Origin of the sequence: Mammaliicoccus sp. A-M4 (assembly GCF_022386955.1) — a bacterium.
GTDB lineage: Bacteria > Bacillota > Bacilli > Staphylococcales > Staphylococcaceae > Mammaliicoccus > Mammaliicoccus lentus.
In genome coordinates, this window is sequence record NZ_JAJNHH010000002.1 from 41,274 (window position 1) to 53,518 (window position 12,245).

At 31.8% G+C, this 12,245-nt stretch carries 12 protein-coding genes; 8 read left to right on the forward strand and 4 right to left on the reverse strand.

All coding sequences use genetic code 11. From position 1 onward, the window contains the following. Positions 1–100 precede the first annotated feature (100 nt). Both LQ682_RS02180 and LQ682_RS02185 read left to right on the forward strand, forming a co-directional pair. Positions 101–1,279 carry a hydroxymethylglutaryl-CoA synthase gene (locus LQ682_RS02180; RefSeq protein WP_239723820.1) on the forward strand — a complete coding sequence of 393 codons (1,179 nt, stop codon included), beginning with the start codon at positions 101–103 and terminating at the stop codon, positions 1,277–1,279. Continuing rightward, positions 1,276–1,701 (forward strand): MaoC family dehydratase, encoded by a 426-nt coding sequence (locus LQ682_RS02185; RefSeq protein WP_064211396.1) that lies wholly within the window; start codon positions 1,276–1,278, stop codon positions 1,699–1,701. Before LQ682_RS02180 ends, LQ682_RS02185 begins: the two co-directional genes overlap by 4 nt. A gap of 39 nt (positions 1,702–1,740) precedes the next feature. Here LQ682_RS02185 and brnQ read toward each other — a convergent pair whose 3' ends face one another. The 4 genes from brnQ to LQ682_RS02205 form a co-directional block, all read right to left on the reverse strand. Next, a complete protein-coding gene (gene brnQ, locus LQ682_RS02190; RefSeq protein WP_026023604.1) occupies positions 1,741–3,105 on the reverse strand; it encodes a branched-chain amino acid transport system II carrier protein in 1,365 nt (454 codons plus the stop codon). Between the two features lie 429 nt (positions 3,106–3,534). After that, positions 3,535–4,083, reverse strand: coding sequence for a TetR/AcrR family transcriptional regulator (locus LQ682_RS02195; protein WP_064204373.1), 549 nt, complete (start codon positions 4,081–4,083; stop codon positions 3,535–3,537). Positions 4,084–4,314: 231 nt separating this feature from the next. Then, on the reverse strand, positions 4,315–5,244 hold the full coding sequence (locus LQ682_RS02200) for a glycine betaine ABC transporter substrate-binding protein (RefSeq protein WP_370686875.1): 930 nt from the start codon (positions 5,242–5,244) through the stop codon (positions 4,315–4,317). A gap of 14 nt (positions 5,245–5,258) precedes the next feature. Next, positions 5,259–7,649 carry an MMPL family transporter gene (locus tag LQ682_RS02205; protein WP_103268984.1) on the reverse strand — a complete coding sequence of 797 codons (2,391 nt, stop codon included), beginning with the start codon at positions 7,647–7,649 and terminating at the stop codon, positions 5,259–5,261. 421 nt (positions 7,650–8,070) lie between these two features. On the opposite strand from LQ682_RS02205, the gene LQ682_RS02210 reads away from it, so the two are divergent. From LQ682_RS02210 to LQ682_RS02235, 6 genes are all read left to right on the forward strand, one after another. Then, positions 8,071–8,826: a DeoR/GlpR family DNA-binding transcription regulator gene (locus LQ682_RS02210; protein WP_103268983.1), complete on the forward strand. Its 756-nt coding sequence runs from the start codon at positions 8,071–8,073 to the stop codon at positions 8,824–8,826. 187 nt (positions 8,827–9,013) lie between these two features. Further along, a complete protein-coding gene (lacA, locus tag LQ682_RS02215; RefSeq protein ID WP_016998942.1) occupies positions 9,014–9,442 on the forward strand; it encodes a galactose-6-phosphate isomerase subunit LacA in 429 nt (142 codons plus the stop codon). A 17-nt stretch (positions 9,443–9,459) separates the two neighbouring features. Beyond that, entirely contained in the window at positions 9,460–9,975 is a 516-nt protein-coding gene (lacB, locus tag LQ682_RS02220) for a galactose-6-phosphate isomerase subunit LacB (protein WP_016998943.1), read from the forward strand. A 12-nt stretch (positions 9,976–9,987) separates the two neighbouring features. After that, complete coding sequence (locus tag LQ682_RS02225) at positions 9,988–10,920, forward strand: tagatose-6-phosphate kinase (RefSeq protein ID WP_239723821.1); 933 nt, start codon at positions 9,988–9,990, stop codon at positions 10,918–10,920. A 4-nt stretch (positions 10,921–10,924) separates the two neighbouring features. Beyond that, positions 10,925–11,905, forward strand: a complete 981-nt coding sequence (gene lacD, locus LQ682_RS02230; RefSeq protein WP_103268981.1) for a tagatose-bisphosphate aldolase — start codon at positions 10,925–10,927, stop codon at positions 11,903–11,905. Positions 11,906–11,929: 24 nt separating this feature from the next. Then, on the forward strand, positions 11,930–12,244 hold the full coding sequence (locus tag LQ682_RS02235; RefSeq protein WP_016998946.1) for a PTS lactose/cellobiose transporter subunit IIA: 315 nt from the start codon (positions 11,930–11,932) through the stop codon (positions 12,242–12,244). Position 12,245: the final 1 nt, after the last annotated feature.

Consider the following 12,245-nt stretch of genomic DNA (forward strand, 5'->3'; position numbering starts at 1 on the left):
AATTGTATCTCCTTTTATAAATTTATTAATTAATATTTGTAATTAAATACCCTCATTTGATATGATTTTATTATAAAATAAACCTCGAAAGGAATTTATTATGATAATAGGTATTGATAAATTAGATTTTTATATCCCAAACTTCTATGTCAGTATGACTGATTTAGCAAAAGCACGTCAAATAGAACCAGAAAAATTTACGATTGGAATTGGCCAAACAAAAATGGCTGTAAATCCCGTGAGCCAAGATATCATCTCTATGGGTGTCAACGCAGCTCAAAATATATTAACTGAAGAAGACAAAAAAGATATCGAAATGGTAGTCGTTGCTACAGAATCTGGTGTTGATCATTCTAAAGCAGCATCTATAGAAATACACAGCATGCTTAATATACAACCATTTGCACGTTGTATAGAAATGAAAGAAGCATGTTATTCAGCTACAGCAGCTATTCAATTAGCTAAAGATTTCTTATCTAATCGTCCAGACAAGAAAGTTCTTGTCATTGCTTCAGACATTGCACGTTATGGTTTAAACTCTGGTGGAGAACCTACACAAGGTGCTGGTGCAGTAGCAATGCTAATTAGCCACAACCCTAGAATTTTGACGTTAAACGACGACAGTGTTGCACATACCACAAACGTATATGATTTCTGGCGTCCAACATCTGAAAAATATCCAGTAGTTGATGGAGCTTTATCTAAAGACGCATATATTGATTCTTTCAATACACTTTGGAATGAATACACTAAAAGAACTAAATATGGTTTAAATGATTTTGAATCATTCTGTTTCCATGTGCCATTTACTAAAATGGGACAAAAAGCCTTTAAGACTATTTTAAGCGAAAACGTAGAAGATTCAACAAAAAATAGATTGATGGATGCGTATCAAGATTCTGTTAACTATAACCGTGATGTAGGGAATATTTATACAGGTTCATTATACTTAAGTTTAATATCTTTACTTGAAAATCACGAATTCCAAGATGACCAAAAAATCTGTTTGTTTAGTTACGGATCAGGAGCAGTAGGGGAAATATTCAGCGGTTCACTTGTACCGGGCTATGAGAAAATGTTAGATAAAGAAAGACATTTAGATATGCTTAAATCTCGAAAAGAACTGACTGTAGAAGAATACGAACATTTCTTTAATCGTTTTGATAATGGAGAATTTGACCTTGAGCAAGAATTAACGCAAGATCCATATACAAAAGTATATTTAGATAGTATCGAGGGCCATATTAGAAACTATAAACAACAAGGAAATGAATCATGAAACTAGATGAATTTTCCATTGGTGATATATTTGAAACAAAACCATATTCTTTAACTGAAGAAAATGTTAAAAAATTTGCTAGTGAGTTTGACCCGCAATACATGCATTTAGATCATGAAAAAGCTAGTCAAGGTATGTTTCAAGGTATTATAGCATCAGGTATTCATACGCTCGCTTTATCATTCAAATTATGGGTGGAAGAGGGTAAGTATGGTGATGATGTGATTGCCGGGACTAAGATGGAAGCTGTTAAATTTATTAAGCCAGTATATCCAACAGATGTATTAAGTGTACGAGCCGAAGTCATTAACAAGAAAGTATTAAATGATGAACAAGGGTTACTCACTGTTCTTTTATCAACATTTAATGATAAAAACATAAAAGTATACCAAGCAGAATTAACAGCACTTATAAAAAGATAATAAAACGCGCTTTCAAATTGAAAGCGCGTTTTATTATTTTTAAGCAGGAATTTCTTTATTTTGATTTTTAGTTAGTTTATATACGATTAAGCCAATTACAAAACCTAAAATAGACGGAAGTAGCCAGCCCATTCCAATATCAAAAAATGGTAACCATTTTTCACCGAATGAAATAACAACTTGAGCAAATTTTGTGTTTAAGAATACTTCAGGGCTCGCTTGAACTCCGTCTACAAAAGAAGCAATCATTGTGAAATATGTAGTGAAACGATAGACCGTTCTTGAATGATTAAATAAAGGACTGAATAGTGTTAGTAATATTAAAGTGATTGCAAGTGGATATAAGAACATCAGTACAGGTGTTGAATAAGTGATAATTTTAGTTAATCCAACGTTTGCAAACACACATGACATAATACTTACTACTGTAGCTAATACTAAGTAATTTTGTTTTGGAAATAGGTCTACGAATGTTTCTGAAAAAGCAGTGATAAGACCGATAGCTGTTTTTAAACATGCGACAATAATAATTAAACCTAAAATGATAATGCCGTAATTTCCTAGGTAATATTGAGCAATTTGAGCTAAAGCAATACCGCCATTTTCACTGATTTTGAAGTGGCCAAGACTCATTGTTCCCATAAAAGCTAATAAGCTATAAATAACACCCATTAAAACAATGCTAATTGTCCCAGATTTAATTGTTTCTTTAGCAATACCATTCGGACTTGTTATGCCTAATTTTTTAATTGTTGAGACTATAATTACACCGAAAGCTAGTGAAGCTAAAGCATCTAGTGTATTATAACCATCTATGAAACCAGATAATAATGAACTCTTGTCATATTTAGGATCGATCGGAGCTTCTGAAATACCACCCATAGGATTTATAAAAGCTAAAAGAATAACAATACCTAGTAAAACTAAAAATATTGGGTTTAAAAACTTTCCAATATAATCTAAAATTTTGGAAGGTTTTCTTGCGAAAAACCAAGCTATTGCAAAGAATAAAATACTAAAAATAGATAAGTATAATGTACTAGACGAACTTGAAATAAAAGGTGAAAAAGCAATTTCAAAAGAAGTCGTAGCTAACCTTGGTAAAGCAAAGAATGGTCCGATTACGAGATATAGAGCAATCGTGAATATATAAGCATAGATCACGCTGACTCTGGAAGATATCTCAAAAATACCGCTTGTTTTAGATATTCCAATAGCAACAATACCTAAGAAAGGTAAACCAATTGCAGTAATTAAGAACCCTAAATTCGCGGTAAATACGTTAGAACCAGCTAATTGGCCTAAATGAAGCGGAAAGATTAAATTGCCTGCCCCAAAAAATAAACCAAATAGCATGGATCCAATAAAAATATTCTCTTTTATTGTTAATTTTGTTTTCATGATATTTGTATGTATCCTCCATTATTATTTTAGCGGAATAGTAAGTGATTTTTATTCACTACAACCTATAAAATTACAAAAAAGTTGTAATAATATAATTAATTATGAATAAATTAATTATGAATAAATTAATTACAAACTGCATTGTATATGAACTATCTTATATTTTTATAGACATTCAAGTCAATAAGGTTTTGAGAGAAATAAGAATGTTATAAAAAAAGAAAGAAGACTTAGGTGAATTTATTGTAATATAGTTTTAAGTATAAGCGTTGGGAAATCTGGAGGTAGAAAGGCACTGAATATTGCAAGACGAGCATCACGTGCAACATATAAGGTCAGGATGTTGCAAGACGAGTGCCACGTGCAACATTCAGAATCATTAATAAAATTTCAAGCCCTAAAAAAACAGTATTTTTGAGGTAGTGTTTTCTACTCAAAAATACTGTCTGGGCCTTCTTCTACTATTTCTAATAGTTCTTCAATAGTATAATCATATTTATTGTTATGCCATTGTTTGATTACATGTATAATCCCACTACCATAGAAATCACTTACTAAATCTGGATGGCTTGAGTTTCGTACTTTTTTACATATCGGGTCATCATTAACCGGAGCAAACTCTTGTAAAAGTCTACTACTTATTATGGTTAATTCATTAAAAACATCTACGTGATGTGATGTATTAATTACGTGATTAAGTAGCTCTCTATTGTTATATACATAATGGATTGTAGCTTCGAATAACGAATCATAACGTGAAGCTTTTACTTCGTTATATAAAAGTTCTGCTATGTATTGTGTAATATGATAGAGTAAATCGAATTTATCTTCAAAGTAACGATAAAATGTACTTCGATTAACTTCTGCTTCTTTACAGATCTTTTGAACAGTTAGTTGATCAAAATCTGTTTCATGCAATAAGTCAAAAGAAATTTGAGTAATGTGTTGGACTGTTCTTTTTTGCGCAGACGAATACACTGTAAAATTCTCCTTTTTGGTTACGGAATTCATAAGCTTATATTAATGTATTCATCGACTTATAACAAATAAAATCCATTATATAAAATAAGAAATTAAATAAAATACAAAAAGAAGAGCCCGAGACATAAACAATTGTCTCGGGCTCTATCATTAAATTGGCAGTAGGTGACTGGATTGAAAAAATGATTGTATCAAATTTTTTCAATCCTACTCCCTAGACCTATAACATTAATTTTCTTTTATGCCTTCAGTCCATTTATCTTTTTTACTTTCATGATTATTAACGTAATCTTCAGCTACTTTTTGTGGGTCTTCGTTATCCACATAGATTTTTTTAGATAACTCTTTTTCGTCATCTTCATTCCAATCATTAGCAATACGTGTCGCTATTTTATAAGCTGCTGGATGATTGTTTTTGAAGTTTTTATTGAATACTAAGTTTACGTGTTCTTTACCACTGCCATATATTTTATCCGGATCGTCTAACATTTTGAAATCCATTTCTTCGAATATCCAGTGGGGTTGAGTTCCAGTGAAGATGATAGGTTGTTGTTTTTTATATTTTTCTTGAATTGTTTTTAACATTTCTTCATCTGAAGATTTATCAAGTTTCCAATCACTGAAATCATTATCTTTTAATGCTTCATTTGTTTCTTTCATAACACCGTTTCTATTATCTGTACCCGTGATTGTCCAATCTACTGATTTTCCTAAATCATTATCATTTTTTAAATCATCAATTGAGTCTACATCTTTCATATATTTAGGCACTGCCAATGAAACATTTGCTTCATCAATTATATTTTTATCATCGTAAACTTCTAAGTTATCATATTTATTTAAATAACTTTTGTCTGTTGACGGAAAAATACCAGCTGCGTTAAACGAGTTAGAGTTTTCTGATGTTGCTGAATACAATGGTCCGCTAGCAGGTACCGGCGTAGTTACGACATCATAGCCTACATCTTTCAATACTTCAGCGATAACAAGTGAACGTGCTGCTGAATTATCCCCTTTATACGGAATTTCGATTTCTTTTCCGCCTAGATCAGTAGATGAATTTTCTTCTGAACTTCCACTTCCACAAGCACTTAATATCATTGCAATCATTAGTGTTGTGACGAGGCCAATTATTTTGAATTTACTATTTTTAAACAATCTGAGAACCTCCTTTACTCATTATTATCGTCATTCAAGTCTTCTTGATTATCGTCTTTTAAATCTTCCTGATTAATATATTTGTCATAAACGGAAGGATTATATTCTTTTGCGTAAAGCATTAATGCATTGAATAGTATCATTTGATCTGAAGAATCATTTGATAAATCTTTGAATAAATTAGTTGTTCTTTGTTCAATATTTTGATTATTTGGGTCTACGCCAAAGTTATAAGTACTATTATGAGTATCTTCTTCTGAACCTTCTTGTAAAGCGTGACCTTCAACATCTATTCTAGGTAAGAGGCGGTCTAACCATTTAGGCATATACCATGAAGCGTTACCGAATAGTTTTGTAAGTGCTGGTATCAGCGTCATACGAACGATGAATGCATCGAATAACACACCAAATGCTAGAGAAATACCCATGGACTTGATGGTTACATCATCTTGGAAAACGAATGCGATGAATACACTGAACATAATAAGTGCTGCTGCAACAATTACAGGACCACTTTGTTTAATACCAACTTTAATAGAATGTGCGTTATCTCCTGTTTTGCTGAACTCTTCGTGAACACGTGACATTAAGAATAATTCATAGTCAATTGCTAAACCGAACAAGAGACCTATTGTAATGACAGGTAAGAATGCCAAGATTGGACCTGTAGCATCAATTCCGAATAATCCGCTTAAGAAACCTTCTTGCATAACGAATGTTGTGAATCCTAATGTTGCCATTAATGATAGAACAAAGCCTAGAACAGCTTTTAATGGTACTAGGATTGAACGGAATACGAATAGTAATAGAACGAATGCTAGAGCTACGATAACGCCAGCGAATACTGGTATAGCATCATTTAATTTTTTAGACATATCTATGTTAATAACACTTTGTCCAGAAATTTCAGTATTAAAGTCATATTTGTCTTGTGCTTGGTCATCATAATCTCTTAAGTCATAAACTAAATCGTTTGTTGAAACAGCATTAGGACCTTCTTCAGGTGTTATTGCTAACAATGCATAGTTATTGTTGTTTGTTAACTGTGGTGAAGATACTTTGTCGACGCTATCTAGATCTTCTAAGTCGTCTCGAACATTATCTAGATTACGTTTAATTGTATTTTCACTACCATTGTCTTTTGTATTGATTAACATAACAATTTGACCGTTATAACCTTCTCCAAACTCTTTAGAGACTAATTCATTTGCTTTATATGCAGATGAATCTGCAGGTTTCATACCGTCATCAGGCATACCTAGGCGCATTTGTGCGACAGGTATAATCGCTAAACCTAAAACAACTAAACTTAAAATAACAGCGATAACAGGTTTGCCAACTACAAAGTTAGACCATGGTGTATCGTACCCTTTATTATCTGTATTTTTCTTATTTTTAATTTTAATATGTTTATGGAATATACTGATAAACGCTGGTAATAATGTTAATGCTGCTAATACAGCGAATAGAACACTGATAGCTGATGCATAACCCATTACTGCTAGGAATTCGATACCTACTAGAGATAAACCACAAACAGCAATAATTACTGTGATACCAGCAAAGATAACGGCACTACCAGCTGTCCCAACTGCCATACCTATTGCTTTAATTGGATCTTTTTCAGTTTTGGATACTTCTTTATATCTAAATAGAATAAATAGTGAATAGTCAATACCGACGGCAAGACCAATCATTACTGCCAGTGTCAGTGTGACATTAGGTATATCGAACACGTAAGTCAGTAGCCCTATTAAACCAATACTAGAACCTAGTCCGATTACAGCACTGATAATTGGCATACCAGCAGCGATTAATGAACCGAATGTTATAAGTAAAATAACAAATGCTACAATGACACCGATAACTTCAGACATACCACCGATATCTACATCAGATGATGTGCCTTCTGTCGTTTCAATTTGTAGATTATGATCATCTTCTAATTTATTTAATTCGTGCATGATATTATTTTTAGAAGAATCCTTTAATGAAGTTTGCGATACAACGTAATTAATATCTGCAATTGCAGTATCTTTGTCGTCGTTGATTTGTTTACTTTCATAAGGATTAGAGACATTTAAGATGTCGTCATCATCTTGTTTAATATCGTCTAACGTTTTTTCAATATCTTTTTTAGTGTCTTTATCATTTATCCCATTTTCAGATTGGGAATGAAAGACAATACGCATTGATGCTTTTTCACTATCCTGATGAAATTCTTTATTAATTTTTTCATTAGTATCTAGTGATTTTAAACCATTCATTTGAATATCATCATCAAACTTTGGTGCATTTAACGTTAAAGGTAATACGATAACTGCTATTAGTATAATCCAAGCAAATACCGCTAACCATTTTTTCTGAGCTATAAATGTTCCTAGCTTGTATAAAAATTTCGCCAAAACGATTTCCTCCTAAAATATTTTTAAATGTCAGTACAAATTGAATGGTAAATTAAAAAAACTATCCATAATTATGAATAGCGCACCACTTCATACTTCATTTCGGTTTGATAAGATTACACTAACACTCTATACAATAAGAAGACACCAATAATTTTAAACTTGTGTTGAATAATGCAACACTTTTAGAAGTTTGTTGGCATTTAATTTATAAATTCAAGTAAAAATGTATGAATAAGTATTGAAAAATGAAAATTAGTAACAACAATGAAGTTAGTTTTATAAAAGTAACTTCATTGTTGTTAAATATTAATAAAAATTAAACATAATCAAACAAAGTCTGATATATTAATAAGTAAATGTTTCTTTTTCAAACAACTTTATTGTAAAACGAACAATAATATAAAGGGGGTCATAAGAATTGAATAAATATGATAGATTAGATGAAATAACTGACTTAGTTAATCGAAAAGGATCAATAAGAATTGCTGAAATAGTTGAAGAACTCAATGTTTCTGATATGACAATAAGACGGGATTTAGCTGAATTAGATGAACAAGGCATATTAACCAAAATACATGGTGGGGCAAGAAGTAACTCAGCCTTTCAATATAAAGAAATGTCACATAAAGAGAAACATACACAATATATTGAAGAGAAAAAACAAATAGCTAAAAAAGCAGCTACTCTTATTGAAGAAGGAAACACAGTGTTTTTAGGGCCAGGTACAACTGTAGAATTATTAGCGGAAGAAATTCATAATAAAAATTTATCAGTTATAACAAACTGTTTGCCTGTATTTAATATTTTGTTTAAAAAGAAAAATGAATATTTCAAAGTCTATTTAATTGGTGGAGAAATGAGAGAAATTACAGAATCATTTGCAGGAGATATGACGAATAGTGCATTAGAAACAATGAGATTTAGTAAAATGTTCTTCAGCGCTAATGGCGTAAAAGGAATGGATGTTATGACATCTTCACATGAAGAAGCATACACTCAAAAATTAGCGCTTAGAAATTCTATAGAGAAATATTTGCTCGTTGACTCATCAAAAATAGGAAAAGAAGATTTCGTTTCATTTTGTGATTTGAAATCATTAAACGGTGTCATAACTGATGGTAAAGACGAAGACAAAAATAAAATAATAGCAGATTATACAGAAGTCATTATATAAACAAGAACTAAACGATAAAAGACAAAATCTAAACAGATTTTGTCTTTTTTTTATATTATTCAAACAAAATCGAACAATAAATGTTGATTATATGTTTATTTACGTTTATAATCTAAACATAATCATTTTGTAAGCGTTTATATTGTTTAAAGCAACAAGAAATAAACAAATAGAAAGGAAGATTTGAATGAATGTCGTAATTGGTTCAGATGAGCATGGGAAAAATCTAAAATCACGTATCAAACAATATTTATTGAAAAACAATTATAAAGTTGTAGATGCTACAGAAGGTAATGATGTTGACTTCGTAGATGCGACCTTAGCTGTTGTTAAAGAAGTTCAAACAAATGAAGAAAATTTAGGTATTGCAATAGATGCATACGGAGCAGGCAGTTTCATGGTAGCAACAAAAATTAAAGGCATGATTGCTGCTGAAGTTTCCGAAGAAAGATCAGCATATATGACAAGGGAACATAATAATTCGAGAATGATTACGATAGGTTCAGAAATTGTTGGAGAACAACTCGCAATTAACATTGTTCAAGAGTTTATTAACGCTAAATATGATGGTGGAAGACATCAAATTCGTGTCGATATGTTAAATAAAATGTGCTAAATGAGGAGGAAATATAGATGAAGATTGCAATTGGTTGTGATCATATTGTTACAGATACAAAAATGGCAGTTTCACAATTTTTAAAAACGCTTGGTCATGAAGTGATTGATTGTGGTACTTATGATTTTGCGAGAACACATTATCCTATTTACGGAAAAAAGGTCGGAGAAGCAGTAATAACTGGAGAAGCAGATTTGGGTGTATGTATATGTGGGACTGGCGTTGGTATAAATAATGCTGTTAATAAAGTTCCAGGTGTACGTTCTGCTCTAGTAAGAGATATGACTTCTGCTATTTATGCTAAAGAAGAATTAAATGCGAACGTGATTGGATTTGGAGGCAAAATCATTGGTGAATTATTAATGTGCGATATTATTGAAGCTTTTATTGAAGCTGAATATAAACCTACAGAAGAGAATAAAAAGCTTATTTCTAAAATTAAATATTTAGAAGGTCAAAGTGAAAGCCAAACAGACGCTCATTTCTTTGATGAATTTTTAGAGAAGTGGGATAAAGGTGAATATCATGATTAAAGGAATATTATTATGATTTTAACGATTACGATGAATCCTTCAGTAGACATATCATATCAATTGGATAATTTATCAATCAATCATGTTAATAGAACAAATAAATTGAATAAAACCGCTGGTGGAAAAGGTTTAAATGTAACGAGAGTTTTAAACCAGTTAAATGAACAAGTTGTGGCTTCTGGTTTAAAAGGTGGTAAACTCGGAGAATTTCTTGAACAATCTTTGAATGATCATAATATAGCAAATCACTTTTTTGAAATTCAAGGCAATACAAGAAATTGTATCGCTATATTACACGAAGGAAACCAAACAGAAATACTTGAAGGTGGACCTACTATTAGTACTGAAGAAATAGAAAGCTTTAATGAACATTTTGAAGAACTCGTGAGTAAATCTGACGTTGCTGTGATATCCGGAAGTTTACCTAAAGGCGTGGAACCAAATTTTTATTCAAGTTTAATAAAGACCTGTGATAAACACTCTGTTCCAGCAATTTTAGACTGTTCTAATAAAGCGCTTACAGAAGTATTGAGAGGTCAATATAAACCATTGTTGATTAAACCGAATATCGATGAAATCGATGAATTACTTGGAGAACAAATAAATGAAGGTATTGATTCATTGAAACAAGCAGTATCGAATCCAATATTTAAAAATATCGAATGGGTTGTTGTGTCTTTAGGTTCAAATGGTGTATTCGCTAAACATAAAGATAAATATTACAAAGTGGACATACCTAAAATACAAGTTGTGAATCCTGTTGGTTCAGGCGATTCAATGATAGCTGGTTTTGCGTCTGCTTTAATTAATAAAGCAACGAATGAAGAAATACTTAAAAAGGCAAATACTCTAGGTATGTTAAACGCACAAGAAACAGTTACGGGTTATATCAAATTAAAGAACTACGATGACCTTTATAACAAAATCAAAATTATTGAGGTGTGAACAAATGAATAAAATAGATTATAAATTTGAACAATTAAGGCGTTTAAGCGATGAGAAAGGTATCATATCAGCTTTAGCGTTCGATCAACGAGGCGCTTTAAAACGTATGATGGCTAAGTATCAAGATACAGAACCAACTTTAGAGCAAATAGAAAATTTAAAGACATTAGTTTCTGAAGCTTTAACAGAATATGCTTCTTCAATATTGCTAGATCCAGAATATGGTTTACCAGCTTCTAAAGTACGTAATAGTGAATCAGGATTATTATTAGCTTATGAAAAAACAGGCTATGATGTGAACACTAAAGGGCGATTGCCAGATTGTTTAGAAGATTGGTCAGTTAAAAGGATTAAAGAGCAAGGTGCAGATGCTGTTAAATTCCTTCTATATTATGACATTGATGATTCTGAAAGTATCAATATTAAGAAAAAGGCATATATAGAAAGGATTGGTTCTGAGTGTGTAGCTGAAAATATTCCATTTTTCTTAGAAGTATTAACTTATGACGATAATATTCCTGATAACGGAAGTGTTGAATTCGCTAAAGTTAAACCTAGAAAGGTTAATGGCACTATGAAAGTATTCTCAGAAGAGAGATTTAATGTGGATGTATTAAAAGTAGAAGTTCCTGTAAACATGAATTACGTTGAAGGATTTGGAGAAAGTGAAATTGTATATACGAAAGAAGAAGCTATGCAATATTTCAGAGAGCAAGAGGATGCCACACACCTTCCATACATTTACTTAAGTGCAGGTGTATCTGCAAAATTATTCCAAGAAACATTGAAATTTGCACAAGCATCAGGTGCTAAATTCAATGGTGTACTTTGTGGACGAGCAACTTGGGCAGGAGTCGTACCTATTTACATAGAAAAAGGGGAAGAAGCGGCTAGAAAATGGTTGCAAACAGAAGGCTTTAATAATATTAATGCATTGAATAATGTGATTAAACAAACAGCTGTTTCAGTTAAGGAGAAATTATAAGAACGAATTAAAGGAGTGTTAACCATGAATCGTGAAGAAACAACAATGTTAGGTTTTGAAATAGTCGCTTATGCAGGAGACGCTAGATCAAAATTACTAGAAGCATTAAACGCTGCACAACAAGGGGATTTCAATGAAGCAGAACAATTAATAGAAGGAGCTAATCAATGTATTGTAAGTGCTCATAATGCACAAACTGATTTGCTAGCTAAAGAAGCATCTGGCGAAGACATTGCATATAGTGTAACGATGATGCATGGTCAAGACCACCTTATGACTACTCTGCTTCTGAAAGACATGATGAAGCATATCGTTGAACTATATAAAAGAGGGAGCTGAT